Here is a 17,648-nt window from a genome sequence, read left to right on the forward strand (position 1 = left end):
CGGCTGCCGGAAAAACACCAGTCTGGCCTAACCTGGCCATCAATGCCTGCCTGTTGTACAGGCAGGCGCGCAGGGCCATGTCAAAGCGGGAGGTTGAACAGGTTGTATGGCGGGTGCGTCAACCATTCCTGGCGCAGGGCCGGGTCTGCGTCGATCAACGCCAGGCGCCGCCAGAACTCGGCACGAGCATGTTGCGGATGGGACAGGAACGGTTCGCCTTCGAGCAACGGCCTGAGATCGCGACGATACTGCAGGGGTAACCGTTGCCACAGGGCCGCTTCGGCCGGGCCGGTCTGCTCGAAGAATTCCAGGTAGTCACCTGCGTTTACCAGCAGGTCCACCTGGTGCGTGGCGTTGTAGGCTTCGATCTGCGCAAGCACCGGGGCGCCCAGCCAGTCGCTTTCCAGGCGCAGCGCGTCTGCGACCGGCCGTGGCACGTTGAAACCCTCCGGCAACCGCAGCAGCTGATTGTCGCCAATGTCGAGGATGATCGGCTCGGTGACCAGCTCCAGGCCGCGCGGCAATTCGCTGAGCGTACAGTTGTTCAGGAACAGCGTTTTCAGATAAGCCAGCCCGCGCAGGTCCGGGGCCTGCAGCAAGGGGTTGCCCGACAGGTCCAGCACAACCAGGCCGAAGCAGCTGTCCAGGGTTTGCTGGGCCTGGGCATCCCAGGTGATACGGTTGCCTTCCATATCCAGCCAGCTTAGCTGGGCAGGGTTGCTCAGGCGCGGCAGTGTGTCGAAGCGGCAGTCAGTCAGCAGCAAGCGCTGCAGGTTGGGGAAGCGTTGGAAGAATCCGCCCGGCAACTGGCTGAGCGAACGGTTATAGCTCAAGGACAGGTGCTCGACATGGCTGAAGTCATTGGGTAGTGGCAGGCTGGCCAGGGCCTGGTTGTCCAGTTCCAGGCCGGACAGGTCCAGGCTGTGCAGGCGGCCACCGCCTTCCAGCGCTACGGTCGAGAGCCGTTGCCAGGCGTTGAGGATGGGGCGGATGGCCCGCTGCCTCTGGTGCGTGCGCTGTGGGTCGGGCCGGGCCCACTCCCGCAGGTCGCGGCGCAGGCTATCCAGACGCTGCTGCAGGTCGCGCAGCCGCTGGGTGGGGGAGCGAAGGTCATCGAGGTACGGGTTGTCCTCATCGTTGCCGAGCCAGTTTTCGAATTCCTGATCGCTGGCATCGGGGTACAGGCGGCGGTAGGCCCCGGCCAGCGACCCTGCCAGGCGCGGCTGATGGGGTTCGGGGGCAAGGGGCCGGCCGCCGTACAGGGCGCCCTTGGGCCTGCGCAGCAACGCGCGGTGCCCCCACAGCCGCTGTGCCAGTGTCGCCCTGTGCTGGTCGGCCCAGGCCAGCACACGCTGGCGTAGCGTGCTGCCATCTTCGGTGAGCAAACCCAGGGTCTGGCGTTGCGCGGCTGGCAGGGCCTGTTCTACCGCGCGGCACAGGTCGTGATCACGCAGTGCGGGTGCAGGGCGATCACCGAGATAGGCCTCATAGCCGTCGACGGTCTTGATCACACGGTACAGGGTAGTGGCCCGGTCGCTGCCGACCTGGTCCAGGCGGACGCCTGCTGGGCTGGCGCCGCACAACTCCAGGCGCACATCCCCAGGCCAGCCCGGCATGGCATCCAGTGCGCTGAACAACAGGCGTTCGCTGGCGCTGTTGGCCCGGGCTGGCTGAAGCAGGCCCTCCAGCGCGCGTACCAGCGGTAGCTCGCTGTGCACCTGCTCCAGCGATTGGCGAACCCGCACAGGCAACTGGCTGCGCTGTTGCCAGGCGAGCAGTTCGGCCTCATCCAGCGGTGCCAGCAAGCGCCTGGCCAGGGCAGGGGACAGCCGCGGGTAGGTATCGAGCAATTTCTGCGTCGGTGGAGTAATGGCTGCGTCACCGTTGTACAGCCGCTCGAACAAGCCAGGCGGGGCCTTGCCAGCCAAAACCTCGACCTCGGCTTGTGCCGCCATGCGTTGCAGCGCATCGAGCAACAGTGGCGGCGTGGCCAGGCCTTCCAGGTGCACCCGGCGCAACTGCGCGGCATCGATGCCACAAAGCCGTCCAGCCTGCGCCAACTGGTCTGGGGTGAAGGCGCGGTAGGCATCGCCCAGCCGGCGCGCCAGCTGGGCAAATGGCCACAGCTCGGGGTGCTCATGCTGGCCACGCCAGGCGCCTTGGCCATTATGCGTCAGCGGTGGCTGCCAGGCATCCGGTGTATCGGGGTGAACCACCCGCCATTGCTGCAGGTCATTGTCGAACCGTTGTTCGAACAGATGGCCGTCCATGCGGATGAAATGGCGGCCCTCGTACAGGTATTGGCCAAGTGGATTGGCCTGCAGGTGTTCGGGCAGAACCTGGGCACTGCGGTAGGGGGTGAGGTCTTCATTCCAGAGCCGGTAGCGCCCGTCGCGGCCGCGTACCTGCTGCAGGCTTTCCATCAATGGGCTGTTGAACAGCTTGGGGACCACCTTGGCAGCTGTCGCGAAGCCGCCAATCAGCGCCAGGTTCAGGCCGACCGCCTCCAGGTGGCGCAGCGCCAGGTGCCGGTCGCCTTCCTGCCAGGCCTCATAGCCCTCGAAGGCTTCGCCGAGCAACTGGCATGCGGTAACGGCCAGCATCAGGGTGCCTACCCCTGGAATGAAGAAACCGGCGATATTCAGTGCATCCAGGCCAAGGCTTTCCCATGCCTCCAGGCGCCTGGCCCGCGCGCTGGCATCGGCCGCGGCTGTCGGCACCGCCAGCAGGCTGGCTTCGTGCTTGAGACGGTCCAGGTGCAGGTCCTGGTAGTGGCCGAAAGGCTCGGCCGTGATCGCCAGGCGCGTGGGGCGCAGGTCGGCCTGTGCGGCACGCTGCCAGGTGCGGTCGGGGGCGCTGTTGCCGGTAGCGTCGAGGTTCTGCTGCAGCAGGTCGAGGAAGTGCGCGCGCTGGTCCTGGCTGATGTAGGCGCTGAAGGCCTGGCGGGCATCGGCTTCCAGCAGCAAGGTCGCCAGTGCATCGTGCACCGCCTCCAGGTTGCTGCACTGTCGCAGGGCTGGGTCATGGCCGGGCAGGTACAGGGCCAACCCTGCGCGGCCAGTATCGATCAGCATGACTTCGTGCAGGGTGATGCCGAACAGCGCCAGCTGCCAGCACTTCACCTCGCCACCCTGCAGCAGTTGCTCGACCTGATCACGCGTGCTGCCGTCGACCAGGTGCCGCAGGTAGGCAAGGTCGGCGGCCAGGCGCAGGCGGTTTTTCTGCACCTTGATGGCCAGCGCTCGGGTGGTGGGCCGGGCGAAGTGTTGTTCAAGGTGGGCCTGGTACGCACCCCCCAGGTCCAGTTCACGGCATAACGTGGCGAACGCGCTGGGGGCCAGCGGCAGGCGCTCCACCCGGTAGCGCTCGGACTTCAGCGGAAAGTGGGCCACAGGTACCTGCATACCCAATGTGACCGAACCTTGTACCTCGACTGCCGTCACCTGGATGTTGCCGCTCAAGGCAATGGCACTCTCGGCAGTGAACGCCTCGTCGTCGGCGAAGTTCTGCAGGGCGGCCTGGAGCAGGTTATGGCGCTGGTGGCGATAGAGATAGCGCATGCCGCCCCAATGCCAGGTGCGTTCGACCCGCAGTAACTCGGTGCTGCGCAGGGCCTGAATGCCATGGTGGGCAAGGCGGCCCTGCAGCAATGGCTCAGCGAATTCAGTGATCTGTTTCAGGCCTTGCAGTGAGTGGGCCAGGGCTGCTTGCGCGTGGAGCAGGCGCGTGCTGCTGGCGCGCACGGCCTGGCGCAGGTCTGGGGGGGAATTGGCGAACCAGTCCTGTGCCTGCCACGGGGCGACCTGGGTACGCGGTAACGTGGCCCACTGTTCGGGCGTTGCCTGGCGGGCCCACTGCGGTAGTTGCGCTTCGAGCACGGTCTGATGAGGGTTGTTGGCGGGCATGGCGATGCTCCTTCTCTGTAAGAGAAGGCATCAAACGTGATTTCTCGCTGGCCAAGTGGTAACGGGGTAACGCGCGAGCGCAGGGCCACAGAAGGTGTTCCGCGGATGCGCTGTTCATGCAGGAAATTTGACGCCATGAAACGTTGCAGCAGCCCGAACAGGCGTCAGGAAATGCAATCGAAGTGCCGCTTGCGAAACGCTTTGGGCACACCTTAAATTGTTAATCGATAGCACACTTTGTGGATAAAACGCGCAAATCCATAACCAGTCGTTGCTGAGCAGTGGTCCTTTTCCGATAGACCAAAGAGCACATCGAAGGACGTCGAAGAAGAAATGAAAGCGACCTTGACGGCTTTGGCGCGAAAACACTTGTCGCCCTCGATACGCTACGAAATCAGACACCTGGCCAGCAAACTGCGTGAAGGATTGGCGCGTGCCTGCTTCTGGCGCTGGGAAGTGGCCAGGTTCCGCTTGCAGCAGGAAAGCCCTTACGAGATTGTCTATGTCGGGCGCAAGCAGCAGAGAGAAATGGCCAAGCTGCTGATTGCCGGCAAGGGCCAGGGCAGCAATGCAATCATCGACAGCGCTTGCGCGACCACGGCAGCTGATCACCGGGTGGTGGTCAGCGAAATGCCGACGGCCGGGGCATTGTCGGTGCCTCATTACCTGAGCGCTGTGGTGCCGCTGGGCCGTCCGCTGGAGGACATCACGGCGCGCTACGACAGCGAGCTAAGACGCAGTATCCGCAAGCATCGCCCACTGTACCGCATGCGCCAGGCCCTGACGGACGAGGAAATCGCCATGGCTGACCGCGACCTTCTGCGCCCCTATGCCAGCGCCAGGCAGGGTATTCATGCAGCACAGTTCCCTACGCCGGAAGTGTTTCGCATTGCCAGAAGTGTCGGCCGGCTCGACCTGATCACGTTGAACGATGACGTGATTGGCTGCCACCTGGGCTGCGAAGTGGTGCGCGGCGGCAAGCGTTATTGGAGCACGTTGCGTTTCGGCTATTGCGAGGCGGTGTTTTCCGATGCCCGCAAGTTGCGCGAGGTGAACTCGATCACCACCTTCATGGCGCTGGAATGGGCCCTGGAGAAGGGCTTCGATTACTACGACATTGGCCTTTGCCTGGCGCGCCCGGATGACGGGCTGCTGAAATGGAAGCGCCGCCGCGGCGGCGACATCGACTCGCTTGGCAACCATGCCTGTCTGTTTGTTCGCTTACCGAGGACCGGCACCGCGAAGTTCCTCTGGGACACTCCGATGTTCGCCATCGAAGGCGACAAGCTCACGCTGCATCTGGGGTTGCCCGAAGGCCCGAGTGACGCGGAAGTCGCCAGCCGCTACCAGGAAATGGTGTTTGGCGGCCTGCACAAGATCTACCTCTACGGTCGCAGCGGTGCAGGCGAGCCATTCATGGAGAGCTTACGCAGCCGCTATGCCAGCCTGCAGTCACCGCCCAGCATGGAGCGGATCATGTGCAGTTGAAGGGCTGCCAGGGAGGCGTTGATCTGGCGCGCAACACCAGGTCTCTGGCCTCGTCAGCAAGGGAGGACGCCTCATGGGCAGCGACATCTCGCAGTGCAGTGCATCACCGCCGGCCAGGCAGCATACCTGGACCTTGGCCGCCTACCAGTACATGTTGCGCAAACGGCTGGGCAGGTGCAGCGTCATCGACCTGAAGAGCGTCGCGGCCAACAGCTGGGACATCGCGCCCGGTGAAGTCACGGTCTCGCCCCCGGCCATTTACCTGCCAGGCCAACTGGAGCGGGTGACCGGGTGGGAAGGCCAGCGGTTCTATCCGTACGTGCACCCGGGGCCGACCATGCGCGGCGGCATCAGCATGCAGCAGGGGCCGACCCGCGGCTACCTGATCAAGGATGTGTGGCTGGTAGAAGGGGCACTGTACAAGGGCAATGCCAGCCACTGGCTGTCGCTGAAGCCCAGCACTTTCCCGACCATCAGCGTGGACCACGAAGTTGATCGCGCGGCAATCTACTGCACGCAGAACGGTAATACCTGGTTCGGCAACTGGCTGACGGAGGATTGCCCGACCTACGCGTTGGCCTGCAACGAGGGCATACCGGTGACCACGGCACCTTCGGCCAGATTCCCGCTGTATCCCCAGGTGCCGGCCTATGAAGACTGGCTGGAGATGAGACCGCTGCGCTTGCGCAGTGCGTTCTTCCGGGAACTGGTGCTGTTCGATGATCTGTCCAACAACCGCAGCCGACATGCTCGCTACCGGGCCATGGGCGAAAAGTTGCTGGCGCATGTGGCGCATGCTTCCCACCCTGGTGTGTTCCTGCTGCGCGGTAGTGACGGTGACTTGCGCCTGTTGCGCAATGAGCTGGCGCTGGCCGAGCATTTGAGAGCAACCCGCGGCTTTCGCATTGTCAATCCGCTGAAGTGCGATGTACCCACTATCGTGGCGGCCTGTGCCGGGGCGAGGGTGGTGATGGGGGTGGAGGGTAGTCAGCTGGTGCACGGCGTGAACGTACTGCAACCCGGCGGCTGCCTGCTGACCTTGCAGCCGCCGAACCGGTTCGTCAGCTACTACAAGTACCTCACGGATCGTGACGACCAACATTTCGGCTTTGTGGTGGGGACACCGGAAGGCGATGGTTTTACGATTGATATTGGCGAAGTGGAACGAACACTCGACCTGTTTCCCCGGCATACTGTGTAGTATCCGGATGCATGACAGCGGCGAGCGGGGCGAGGGATGATCGAAGTATCAAGGTTCTGGCGTGATCCGGCGTTGCCCTTCGTCGAAGCGCGACGGGTAGGGGATGGGCGCCAGGTGTGTTACGCCGCGCACTCTCATGAAAGCTTTTCCCTCGGAGTGATCACCGGCGGGCGCAGCACCTACCTGAACGGTGACCGGCAGCTCGAGGTGGCAGCGGGTACCACGGTGCTGATGAACCCAGGCGTGGTGCATGCCTGCAACCCCATTGCCGGGGAAGCATGGTCGTACCTGATGCTGTTCGTCGACATGCCCTGGTTGCAGGCGCAGGGGTTTGCCTTGCCGGCCCAGGCCTGGAGTCGCTCGCCGGAATTGTACCGGCGGCTGTTACAGTTGTTTGCCGACCTGTTCGATGCCAGCGTGCCAGACCGCGAACACCGCCTGGCGGCGCTGTTTGCCGCGTTGCCGGGCCTGCTCGGCGGCCATAGCGGTGTGCCCGAGGAGGGCAACCCGCGGTTGGCCGCCGCGGCTGCATTCATCCGTGCCCATCGCAGCGACCCGCTGAGCCTGGAAGACATCTGCGCCGCCTGCGGTCTGTCACGCTCCTACCTGATCCGCGCATTCCGCCAGCGCTTCGGCCTGACGCCGCATGGCTACCTGCTCGACCAGCGCGTGCAACTGGCCAGGGCGCAGCTGCGCGAGGGCCGGGCGATTGCCGAGGTGGCGCAGGAAGCCGGGTTTGCCGACCAGGCACACCTGCAGCGGGCGTTCAAGCAGCACCTGGCGGCGACCCCCGGGCATTACCGCAATGCCGCCCCTTGCTGGCCTTGAAGGACCAGGTAGACCGCGCTACCCACCAACAACACGGCCAAGCCCCGATTCAGCCGGCGCAGTTGCCGTGGGTTGTCCAGATACTGCCGGATCACGCTGCCTGCCCACGCCCAGCTGCCCACCGAAAGGAAACAGATCGGCCCGTAGATCCAGGCAAACAGCCACAGCAAGTGCTGCTCGCCGCCGGTGTAGGCGCCAACCCCGGACACCGCTGCCAGCCAGGCCTTGGGATTGAGCCATTGCATTGCCGCGCCGTGCCACGCCGAAGGTGCGCGCAGCGGCTGCTTGCTGTCCAATTGCCCATCGTCGCCAGCCAGTTTCCAAGCCATGTACAGCAGGAACGCCACACCGCCCCAGTGCAACAGCAGGCCCAGTACCGGCCAGCGCAGCAGCAACTGGTGCAGGCCCAGGCCGACCAGCACCAGCAGCAGACAGAAGCCCAGCGTGGCGCCGGCCACGTGGGCCAGGCTGGCGCGCAGGCCATGGCGGGCACCGCTGCCCAGCGCGACGATGTTGACCGGGCCGGGGGAGATCGAAGCCGCCAGTGCGAAGGCGGCCATGGACAGGGACAGGCTCATGAGGAAATCCGTTTGGTTGGGAGAAGGCTTCATCCTCGGGTATCGACGGCCGGTGGTATTGAAGAAAAATACCCAACGTCGGGCCAGCGGTTTGCAGCGATCAGTGGTTACAGGTTTTGTAATAGTTTTCCGATATCAAGCGCAGCTGCCCAGTCTGTACGATCTCATTTCCTATTTGCTATCAAGGTCCCTATGAGCACCTTCGCGGAGCCCCCCAGTCCCCGGCTTTTACAGCCCTTCTTTCCTCGTCCTCGTGACGCTGCCCACCTGAGTATCCGCTAATGGAATGGCTAGCCGACCCCACGGCCTGGCTGGGCCTGTTGACGCTTATCGTCCTCGAATTGGTGCTGGGCATCGACAACCTGGTGTTCATCGCCATCCTGGCCGACAAGCTGCCGCCGCATCAGCGCGACCGTGCACGGGTGATCGGCCTGAGCCTGGCGCTGATCATGCGTCTGGGCCTGTTGGCCAGCATTTCCTGGATGGTCACCTTGACCGCGCCGTTGTTCGACGTGTTCGACAAGAGCTTCTCCGGCCGTGACCTGATCATGCTGTTCGGCGGCGTGTTCCTGCTGTTCAAGGCCACCATGGAGCTGCATGAACGCCTGGAAGGTCATGTGGCCCAGGCCAGCGGCGCGGTACGCCATGCCGCGTTCTGGCCGATCGTGGCGCAGATCGTGGTGCTCGACGCGGTGTTCTCGCTGGACGCGGTCATCACCGCTGTGGGCATGGTTGAACAGCTGTCGGTGATGATGATCGCGGTGATCTTCTCGATCGGCATCATGATTGTCGCCAGCAAGCCGCTGACCCGCTTCGTCAACGCCCACCCCACGGTGATCATGCTGTGCCTGGGCTTCCTGATGATGATCGGCTTCAGCCTGACCGCCGAAGGCCTCGGCTTCCATATCCCGAAGGGCTACCTGTACGCGGCGATCGGCTTCTCCATCCTGATCGAGCTGTTCAACCAGCTGGCCCGTGCCCGCCGCAAGCGCAGCCTGCAGCAGCATCGGCCATTGCGTGAGCGTACTGCGCATGCCGTGCTGCGCCTGCTGGGTGGCCGCCGGGTCGAGGCTGACGAGGTGGGCGAAGAAATCGCCGACCTGGTCGACGGCGGTGGGGAACAGGTCGTGTTCGACCGCCGTGAGCGGGTGATGATCAGCGGCGTGCTGAACCTGGCCGAGCGGCCGATCCGCACGGTGATGACGGCACGCGCCGAGGTCGATGTGATCGACCTGGCGCAGCCGGCCGACGCCATTGCCCAGGCCCTGGCCAATTCGCCGTACTCGCGCCTGCCGTTGATCCGCGATGGGCGCGTGGACGAGCCACTGGGCTTCGTGCACAAGAAGGAACTGCTCAAGGAACTGCTGTCGGGCAACCAGCCGGACCTGGAGGGCATGGCACGGGCGCCATTGAACCTGCTGGAAAGCTTCAGCATCCTCAACGCCCTGGAACAGATGCGTGGCCAGTCCACCCACATTGCCTTCGTGGTCAACGAGTTCGGTGACTTTACCGGCCTGCTGACCATGACCGACATCCTCGAGTCGATCGCCGGTGAATTGCCCGATGCCAGCGAGGTTGAAGGGCCGGGCATCGTCGAGGACGGTGAGGGCTTCGTGGTCAGCGGTGCGGTGAACCTGAGCCAGGTACAGGCACGCACGGGGTTCAGCGCCCGCGCCACCGAGGACTACCAGACCCTCGCGGGCCTGGTCATGAGCCTGCTTGACCGCCTGCCGGTGGTTGGCGACCGCCTGGCCTGGAACGGCTGGACGCTGGTCGTGGAGGCGGTTGAAGAACGGCGTGTGCGCCAGGTTCGGCTTACACCGAACGACGCCGTTGACGCAGCAGGTGCCTGAACCCTTCGAGGATCAGCACCAGTACCGCGGCCCAGATCGGCAGGTAGGTCAGCCACTGGTCCGGGCCGATGGTCTCGCCGAGCAGCAGCGCCACGCCCACCAGCAGCACGGGTTCGACATAGCTGAGCAGGCCGAACAGGCTGAAGGGCAGCAAGCGGCTGGCCAGCACATAGGCAATCAGCGCCGAGGCGCTGATTGCTCCGAGAATCGGGATCAGCGCATACAACCCGGGGTATGCCTGCAGGTCAGCCGTGGACAGCGGGCCCTGGATCACGAAATACAACGCCCACGGCAACAGCAGGCACATGTCGCACCACAGGCCACCGAGGTGGTCTGTGCGGCACCGCCGGCGCAACACGAAGTAGATCGGGTAGCCGATCGTCACCACCAGGGTTTCCCAGGCAAAACTGCCATGCTGGAACAGTTCGTGGCCTACGCCCAGCGCGGCACACGCCACCGCCACCTTTTGCAGGCGTGACAGCCGCTCGCCGTAGACCAGCCGCCCGGTCAGGACCATGGCCAGCGGTAGCAGGAAGTAGCCCATCGACACTTCCAGGCTGCGCCCGTGCAGGGGCGCCCAGAGGAACAGCCACAGCTGCACACCCATCAGCCACGATGTGCCGAGCATGCCCAGCGCCAGCAGCGGCGTGCGTCTTACCCGGGCGAGCAGTTCGGCAACCCGTTTCCAGTCCTGCGAGACCAGCATGAACAGCGTGAGGCAAGGCAAGGTCAGCAGCGTGCGCCAGCCGAAGATTTCCTCGCCGTCGAGTGGGGTGAGCAGCGAGGTATAGAAGTACATCACGGCGAACAGACAGGACGCCATGACCGACGAGAGAATGCCTTTTGACACGAATGCCTCGAATTGGGAGTTGAGCGGCTGGATCAGCCGCGCATGATCTCAGGGGGCGCAGCTTGCGGCAACCGCGATGCGCTCGCATGTGCGGCCAGCGCTTCGAGGAACGCGGCCGCCGGCATGGGCCTGGCGTACAGGTAGCCTTGCTGGTAGTCCACGTGGTGACGGGCCAGGTAGTCGCGCTGGGCTTCGGTTTCCACACCCTCGGCGACAATGCCCAGCCCCAGCTTGGCCGATAGCTCGATGATGGTGTCGAGGATATGCACCGACAGCGCGTCGCCACCGATCATGGCGACGAAGCTCTGGTCGATTTTCAGGTAGTCGACCTTGAACTGGCGCAAGTAGTTGAGGCTGGACTGGCCGGTACCGAAGTCGTCGAGGGCGATTTTCACGCCCATGGCGTCCAGCTTCTCGAACAGTTCCAGGGTCACCGGGGTGGCCTCGATCAGCTTGCGCTCGGTCAGCTCCAGGGTAAGCACCACCCGGCCAGGTGGGAAGTGCTGGAGGAAGGTACGGCAGTCATCCAGCAGGCTGAAGTCGCGACAATGGTCGGCGGTGATGTTGATGCCGATATGGAAACCGTCCTCCAGTAGCCCCGCATACGGCGCCAGGTTGCGCGCAGTGTGAGTCATCAGCGCGCGCGTCATGGCGACGATCTGCCCACTGTGTTCGGCGTAGGGGATGAACAGGTCGGGCCTCACCAGACCTTCCTGCGGATGGTTCCAGCGCATCAGCACTTCGGCGCCGGCCCAACGGTAATCACCCTTGCGCACGACCGGCTGGAAGAACGGCAGGAACTCGTCGGCCTCCAGGGCCCGGCGCAGCTCGGCACGGGGCGAGGTGATGCGGCGTATCTGCCAGCGGCATACCAGGGCGGACACCGCGCCCAGCACCAGCAGCAGGCCGAACAGGGCGGGGTAGTGGCTGCGCCATAGCTCGCCTGGCCTGTCGCTGCCATAACCACCCTGCACGCTGAACGGGTAACGCGTCGAGCCCACCTGCACATTCGCCTTGGCGGCGGCGGGGGGCTGGCCCTTGTGCACGATGCCATCCTTGCCCAGCCAGGCATTGCCCACGCGGATCTGCAGCGTTTCGTCGGGGCCGATCAGGCGCAGCGCCGTGAGCAGGTGCTCACCATCGACCGTGCTGATCGCGCCCTGGTCATCGTCGCTGGCCCGATAGACCAGCAGTGGATGGCCCGGGGTGACCGAGTTGCCATCCATCAGCCACAGCTTGCCGTCGGCATAATTACCAGCGTTGACGGGCTCGTCGAAGTCACCGAACAGCGAGGTGCAATAAAGGGTGTTGTGCCGGAACAGGTTGGTCGAGCGGACGAAGGCGTTGCGCGTGACCTCGGCGCGCAATCTGAGCTGGACCTGCTCGCACGGGCTGCCGGCAAGCGGCAGCAGGGAGTCGGCAGCACTGGACAGGTTGTCGAGAATACGTTCGACATGCGCCACCACCTGGCGAGTGGTGGCTTGGCTGCTGGCCTGCATTTCGCGTTCGATCTGCCAGTTCATCACGGCCAGGCCGCACACCACCGGCAGCACGCCGACGACCCAGGGCAGCAGGGTGCGCCAGGTCAGGCCGGCGCGGCGTTTGGCTGTAAGGGGCATGCTGGCTAATCTGCAAGAATAAAACCAGAGGATAGCCGTTTGTCGGCAGGCATGAGCAACTAAAAACGCGACAAACCAATTTACGCCCTGTAGAATCGATTTACGAATACAACAATAAGGTCCTTCAATGCCGAAGGATCAAGCCCGCCGAGAATGGGTCCATATGACATACCATGGGTTCAAGCTGATCATAGGTGATTTCCTCGCCCGCAGCGTGCGTGGAATCCCCTGCTCACCGCCGTTTCCGTCCGACATCCCACGCAATCATTAATTTTTCGCTGCAGATGAGGACACGAACATGGCTGATATCTTCGACAATCCAATGGGCCTGATGGGCTTCGAATTCATCGAGCTGGCTTCGCCGGCGCCTGGCGTACTCGAGCCGGTATTCCAGATGCTGGGCTTCACCAAGGTGGCTACCCACCGTTCCAAGGATGTGCACCTGTATCGCCAGGGCGGCATCAACCTGATCCTGAACAACGAACCCAAGAGCATCGCCTCGTACTTCGCCGCCGAACACGGCCCATCAGTGTGTGGCATGGCGTTCCGCGTGCGCAACGCCCATGAGGCCTATGCCCGTGCCCTGGAACTCGGCGCCCAGCCAGTGGAAATCGAAACCGGCCCGATGGAGCTGCGCCTGCCGGCCATCAAGGGTATCGGCGGAGCACCGTTGTACCTGATCGACCGCTTCGAAGAGGGCAGCTCGATCTACGATATCGACTTCAAGTTCATCGAAGGCGTGGACCGTAACCCGGTGGGTGCCGGCCTGAAGATCATCGATCACCTCACCCACAACGTTTATCGCGGGCGCATGGCGTACTGGGCCGGCTTCTACGAGAAATTGTTCAACTTCCGCGAGATTCGCTACTTCGACATCAAGGGCGAATACACCGGCCTGACATCCAAGGCCATGACCGCACCGGATGGCATGATCCGCATTCCCCTGAACGAAGAGTCTTCGAAGGGCGCCGGGCAGATCGAAGAGTTCCTGATGCAGTTCAACGGCGAAGGCATCCAGCACGTGGCCTTCCTCACCGATGACCTGCTCAAGACCTGGGATGCCCTGAAAGGCCTCGGCATGCGCTTCATGACGGCACCGCCGCAAACCTACTACGAAATGCTTGAGGAGCGCCTGCCTGGCCATGGCGAGCCAGTCGATGAACTGAAGGCGCGGGGCATTTTGCTGGATGGCGCCTCGCAACCTGGCGACAAGCGCTTGCTGTTGCAGATTTTTTCGGAAACTCTGCTCGGCCCGGTGTTCTTCGAGTTCATCCAGCGTAAGGGGGATGATGGCTTTGGTGAGGGCAACTTCAAGGCACTGTTCGAGTCCATCGAGCGTGACCAGGTACGCCGTGGTGTGCTGAGCACCGACTGATAGCCCAAGGGTTACCGCCGTCATGAATCGATGGCGGCGGTATCTGCCTTTCTCTTGTGCGTTCTGGGCAGGCCCAGGTATGTAATGAACATGCTGGCGACCCCGACCAGTACCAGCGAGGGGAGTACCTGATGCAGGGAAAGGCGGAACTCCTGGGCGGTATACCCATTGCCGTAGCCCCCGATCACCACGTAGCCATATTTTTCCGATACTGCTCGGTGGTTGTATTCGGCTTGCGAGGGACGTTGTGGGTCGCGGCTGTCGCCGTCGCTCCAGATGTACTGGTCGTTGAATTCCACCAGCAAGGTCAGGCCGTCCTGGAAACCGCGTAGTTCGTCGCGCAACAGTCGACCATAGGCGGTTGCGATTACACCGGGATCGCTGTGCGGTTTCTGGATCTTGATAATCGCCGCGTTGGGCGACGAAGGGGCGTCGAATACCAGCATCGCCCGCTGACCGGACTCGGAAAATGCGGAGATATACTCCAAGGGGTCCATGTCGGTCGCACAATACGCCTGTTTCCCGCGGGTCAGCGCCAACGAGCGAAGGTGTGGGCTGCTGGTGACGCTCTGGTCCAGCGCATCCAGCACTTCGGCACAGGGTTTGCCGGCCAGCGGCAGGATTGTCTCCAGGCTGGCCTCCATGCGGCCCAGCGCCTGGTCGATGCTGAAAACCGCCTCCTGAACGGAAATCTGGGCGTTCTCTTCAAGTTTCCTTTCCAGTTGGTAATTCATCATCAGCAACCCGGATAGCACGGGTATGACGCCGATGGCCAGAATCAGCAACAGTTTTCGCCAATTGATAGTTTGAATCATGATATTTGCCATAGGCGTGCCGCTCCGTTGACCCTTGCTGTTCGGGGTGAACAGGTCAGCATCGATCCTATGTGCTTGATGACAGGTCGGCTGTAGGCGACAAGTGTTGCAGCTTTACAGAAAAGCCGAAGCTCGTTGTCAGCTTCAACTCTGCTTCAGTTTCGCTAACACCTTTTCGGCCAGCAGGGCGGTGGAGGCCGGGTTCTGCCCGGTAATCAGCCGATCATCGACCACCACGTACGGCATCCACGGGTCCTCATGCTTGCTGTAGTGGCCGCCACGGGCACCCAGCTCGTTTTCCGTCAGGAACGGGACCACCTTGTCCAGCTCGGCGAGCTTTTCCTCGGTGTTGGAGAAGCCGGTTACCTTGCGCTCCTTCAGCAACAGGCTGTGGTCGCTGAGCTTGATGTTCAGCAGGCCGGCAACTCCGTGGCAGACTGCGGCGACAATGCCGCCGTTCTCATATACCTGGCGCGCCAGCTCCTGCAGCGCCTGGTTATCGGCAAAATCGTACATCACCCCATGGCCGCCGGTGTAGTAGATGACGCAGTATTCGGTGGCCTTCACCCGCCCAGGGCTCAAGGTGCTGCCCAGGCGCGACATGAAGCGTTTGTCGTCATACCACTGCCAGTCGAGGTCGGGGGCCATCTGCAGGCTGTGCGGGTCGACGGGGACGTAGCCGCCCAGCGGGCTGACATAATCGACCTTGTAGCCGGCGCTTTCGACTTTTTCGACAAAGTGCACGGCTTCCCCCAGCCACAATCCGGTTGCCCGCTTGAGGGTCGGATACTTGGCCGTATTGGTCAGCACCACCAGCATTTTCTTGCTCATGACCACGCTCCCGTCGGCAACCTGAGTGGGCCGTTGCTCCCTGGCCCCAGGGGAAACCTAATGAGCATAGCCGTCCTGTGCACGTGCGCCATAGCGCCTGGTGCATGCTGTGCTACCTTGAACGAAAACAATCATGCATCCTTGAGCTCAGCGGGAGTAAGGATAATTGGTCGCAAACGCTACGCCGCACGAACCTGCGTCGCAGGTCATCCTGCAACCGCCTGTTGCGCCATTGGCCGAAACGATGGCCGAGCGGATTTCGCAGTTCGATTGGGGGCGTACGTCGCTTGGGCCCTGGCCGCGCTGGCCGGCATCGCTGCGTATCGCCGTCGACATGATGCACTTGTCACCATTCCCATGTGCCGTGGCCTGGGGGCCGGATCTCAACGTGGTCCACAATGATGCCTACCGGGCGTTGCGGCCTGTTGCCCCGGATGCGTTGGGCATGGCCTTCGATGCATTGTGGAGCGATGTCTGGCCGCACATGGGGCCTTGGGTGTTCAAGGCCCTGGAGGGGCGCTCGAGTTTCGTCGAGGATCCCCCGCTGCGTATCGCCTGCAATGCCGGTACCGAGGCACTTTGGTGTGCGTTCGGCTATGCCCCGTTGCACGATGAGCTGGGCAGTGTGGCGGGGTTCCTGCACACCGTGATCGAGACCGCCACCGACGTCGAGGTCCACCGTCATTGGCGCGAACAGGCACGCAGTTTCGAATTGCAGATCGAGCGGCATGTGGCTGAGCGCGAGCAGTTCTGGCAGCTGTCGCGTGACGCGATGATGACCGTTACTCCCGAACTGAGGATGTGTGCCGCCAACCCCGCCTGGTACCGCATCCTGGGCTGGAGCGAGGAGCAAGTGCGCGATGCGCTGGTGCTGGACCTGGTGCATCCGGCCGACCGGGCAGAGGTGCAGGTGGCCGTCAGCGGGCTCCTGCAGTACCGCAACACCGAGCAGATAGAGACCCGCCTGCGCCACCGCGACGGCCATTATCACTGGTTTCGCTGGAGCGCGCGTTTCGATGGCAGCCTGCTGACTGCGGTCGGCCGGGACATCACCGAGGACCGTGAGGAAGCCGCTCGTCAATCCGAAGCACTGCTGCGCAACCACCAGCGCCTGGAGGTGGTTGGCCAGTTGGCCGGGGGCATCGGCCATGAAATGAACAATTTGCTGTCCGGCATCGGCCATGAAATGAACAATTTGCTGTCCGGTATCGGCCATGAAATGAACAATTTGCTGTCCGGTATCGGCGGTAGCCTCGAACTGTTGCAGCGCCGCTTTCAGGAAGGGCGCCTGGAACGGGTCGAGGCCTATGTGGAAGTGGCGCGCGATTCGGTGCAGCGCGCCATGGAGCTGACCCATCGCCTGCTGGCATTTTCGCGCCATCAGCCGCTGGCGCCGAAGCCGCTGGATTTCAACCGGCAGCTGCGCCTGAGTGAGCCGCTGCTGCTCAGGGCACTGGGCGCAGAGATGTGCCTGCACTGGCAGCTGGATGTTACACCGTGGGCGGTATGCCTCGATGTCGTCCAACTCGAAAATGCCTTGATCAACCTCTGCACCAATGCGCGCGAAGCCTGTCTGGAGCGGGGCAATGTCACAGTGCGTAGCGTCAACAGGCGGCTGACGGCCTGGTTCCCTGACGAACAGGGTCTGCCGCCGGGCGACTATGTCGCCTTGCATGTCGAGGATGATGGTCATGGCATGGCGGCAGCGGACATTGCCAGGGCCTTTGAGCCGTTTTTCACCAGCAAACCCATCGGGCGTGGGTCCGGGCTTGGCTTGTCGATGGTGTATGGCTTCGTCGGCCAGTCGGGGGGCTATGCCTGGATCGAATCGGCGCCGAACCAGGGCACCCGGGTCTCCATGCTGTTTCCAAGGTGCCGTGAGCCGGTTCCCGAGGTGCCTCGGGTGGTACAGCGCGCACAACGTATGTCACGCGGCGAGCGCTTGCTCCTGGTTGATGACGAGCTGGGCTTGCGCGCGGTCATGCGCGAGTACCTGGCCGAGCGTGGTTTCGACATCACTGAGGCCGGCGACGCCAATACTGCGCTGGAGCGCTTCCGCCATGACGGCCTGTTCGACCTGGTGATTACCGACATCGGTCTGCTGGGTGGTTTCAGTGGGCGACAAGTGGCCAAGGCCATGCGCATGCAGCTTCCACAGCAGAAGATCCTGTTCATCACCGGGTACGCAGACCAGCAGATCGAGGCGCAGTTGCTCGAACAGCCAGGCACGGCATTGATGAACAAACCGTTTTCGTTGGCGGACCTGGCGGACGAGGCACTGCGCCTGCTCGATGAGTAAAACAAT

At 63.1% G+C, this 17,648-nt stretch carries 11 protein-coding genes and 1 pseudogene; 6 read left to right on the forward strand and 6 right to left on the reverse strand.

The window, feature by feature from the left end; genetic code table 11:
- Window positions 1–80: 80 nt before the first annotated feature.
- Window positions 81–3,905, reverse strand: coding sequence for a leucine-rich repeat domain-containing protein (locus JKP78_RS01095; protein ID WP_186685768.1), 3,825 nt, complete (start codon window positions 3,903–3,905; stop codon window positions 81–83).
- 333 nt (window positions 3,906–4,238) lie between these two features.
- Here JKP78_RS01095 and JKP78_RS01100 point away from each other — a divergent pair, with 333 nt between their 5' ends.
- The 3 genes from JKP78_RS01100 to JKP78_RS01110 all read left to right on the forward strand — a co-directional run bounded on the left by JKP78_RS01100 (window position 4,239) and on the right by JKP78_RS01110 (window position 7,422).
- Window positions 4,239–5,393 (forward strand): hypothetical protein, encoded by a 1,155-nt coding sequence (locus JKP78_RS01100; RefSeq protein ID WP_200625869.1) that lies wholly within the window; start codon window positions 4,239–4,241, stop codon window positions 5,391–5,393.
- A 73-nt stretch (window positions 5,394–5,466) separates the two neighbouring features.
- Complete coding sequence (locus JKP78_RS01105; protein ID WP_200625870.1) at window positions 5,467–6,594, forward strand: glycosyltransferase family 61 protein; 1,128 nt, start codon at window positions 5,467–5,469, stop codon at window positions 6,592–6,594.
- 36 nt (window positions 6,595–6,630) lie between these two features.
- Window positions 6,631–7,422, forward strand: coding sequence for an AraC family transcriptional regulator (locus JKP78_RS01110; protein WP_200625871.1), 792 nt, complete (start codon window positions 6,631–6,633; stop codon window positions 7,420–7,422).
- Here the strand turns inward: JKP78_RS01110 and JKP78_RS01115 are convergent.
- A complete protein-coding gene (locus tag JKP78_RS01115) occupies window positions 7,392–8,000 on the reverse strand; it encodes a LysE family translocator (RefSeq protein ID WP_200625872.1) in 609 nt (202 codons plus the stop codon). The two genes, JKP78_RS01110 and JKP78_RS01115, sit on opposite strands and share 31 nt — an antisense overlap.
- A 281-nt stretch (window positions 8,001–8,281) precedes the next feature.
- Between JKP78_RS01115 and JKP78_RS01120 the strand changes: the two genes are divergently transcribed.
- Window positions 8,282–9,853 carry a TerC family protein gene (locus JKP78_RS01120; protein ID WP_200625873.1) on the forward strand — a complete coding sequence of 524 codons (1,572 nt, stop codon included), beginning with the start codon at window positions 8,282–8,284 and terminating at the stop codon, window positions 9,851–9,853.
- Here JKP78_RS01120 and rarD read toward each other — a convergent pair.
- Together rarD and JKP78_RS01130 are read right to left on the reverse strand one after the other, a co-directional pair.
- Window positions 9,816–10,703, reverse strand: a complete 888-nt coding sequence (gene rarD, locus JKP78_RS01125; protein ID WP_170030121.1) for an EamA family transporter RarD — start codon at window positions 10,701–10,703, stop codon at window positions 9,816–9,818. The two genes, JKP78_RS01120 and rarD, sit on opposite strands and share 38 nt — an antisense overlap.
- Window positions 10,704–10,735: 32 nt before the next feature.
- Window positions 10,736–12,322, reverse strand: a complete 1,587-nt coding sequence (locus JKP78_RS01130; RefSeq protein WP_200625874.1) for an EAL domain-containing protein — start codon at window positions 12,320–12,322, stop codon at window positions 10,736–10,738.
- Between the two features lie 298 nt (window positions 12,323–12,620).
- Between JKP78_RS01130 and hppD the strand changes: the two genes are divergently transcribed.
- Window positions 12,621–13,697: a 4-hydroxyphenylpyruvate dioxygenase gene (gene hppD, locus JKP78_RS01135; protein WP_186685793.1), complete on the forward strand. Its 1,077-nt coding sequence runs from the start codon at window positions 12,621–12,623 to the stop codon at window positions 13,695–13,697.
- A 20-nt stretch (window positions 13,698–13,717) separates the two neighbouring features.
- Here the strand turns inward: hppD and JKP78_RS01140 are convergent, their stop codons facing one another.
- Together JKP78_RS01140 and JKP78_RS01145 are read right to left on the reverse strand one after the other, a co-directional pair.
- Window positions 13,718–14,524, reverse strand: a complete 807-nt coding sequence (locus tag JKP78_RS01140; protein ID WP_200625875.1) for a CSS-motif domain-containing protein — start codon at window positions 14,522–14,524, stop codon at window positions 13,718–13,720.
- 132 nt (window positions 14,525–14,656) lie between these two features.
- A complete protein-coding gene (locus JKP78_RS01145) occupies window positions 14,657–15,343 on the reverse strand; it encodes a type 1 glutamine amidotransferase domain-containing protein (protein WP_186685799.1) in 687 nt (228 codons plus the stop codon).
- 60 nt (window positions 15,344–15,403) lie between these two features.
- On the opposite strand from JKP78_RS01145, the pseudogene JKP78_RS01150 reads away from it, so the two are divergent.
- Window positions 15,404–17,642 (forward strand): annotated as a pseudogene (locus JKP78_RS01150) (ATP-binding protein).
- Window positions 17,643–17,648: the final 6 nt, after the last annotated feature.

It is taken from the genome of Pseudomonas sp. LAM2023 (genome assembly GCF_016620375.1).
In the GTDB taxonomy this organism is placed as follows: Bacteria; Pseudomonadota; Gammaproteobacteria; order Pseudomonadales; family Pseudomonadaceae; genus Aquipseudomonas; species Aquipseudomonas anuradhapurensis.

Coding starts and splice junctions, on each gene's coding strand:
- JKP78_RS01130 (WP_200625874.1), bottom strand. CDS start 12,322: ATGCCCCTTACAGCCAAACGCCGCGCCGGCCTGACCTGGCGCACCCTG.
- hppD (WP_186685793.1), top strand. CDS start 12,621: ATGGCTGATATCTTCGACAATCCAATGGGCCTGATGGGCTTCGAATTC.
- JKP78_RS01120 (WP_200625873.1), top strand. CDS start 8,282: ATGGAATGGCTAGCCGACCCCACGGCCTGGCTGGGCCTGTTGACGCTT.
- JKP78_RS01140 (WP_200625875.1), bottom strand. CDS start 14,524: ATGGCAAATATCATGATTCAAACTATCAATTGGCGAAAACTGTTGCTG.
- JKP78_RS01110 (WP_200625871.1), top strand. CDS start 6,631: ATGATCGAAGTATCAAGGTTCTGGCGTGATCCGGCGTTGCCCTTCGTC.
- JKP78_RS01105 (WP_200625870.1), top strand. CDS start 5,467: ATGGGCAGCGACATCTCGCAGTGCAGTGCATCACCGCCGGCCAGGCAG.
- JKP78_RS01145 (WP_186685799.1), bottom strand. CDS start 15,343: ATGAGCAAGAAAATGCTGGTGGTGCTGACCAATACGGCCAAGTATCCG.
- JKP78_RS01100 (WP_200625869.1), top strand. CDS start 4,239: ATGAAAGCGACCTTGACGGCTTTGGCGCGAAAACACTTGTCGCCCTCG.
- JKP78_RS01095 (WP_186685768.1), bottom strand. CDS start 3,905: ATGCCCGCCAACAACCCTCATCAGACCGTGCTCGAAGCGCAACTACCG.
- JKP78_RS01115 (WP_200625872.1), bottom strand. CDS start 8,000: ATGAGCCTGTCCCTGTCCATGGCCGCCTTCGCACTGGCGGCTTCGATC.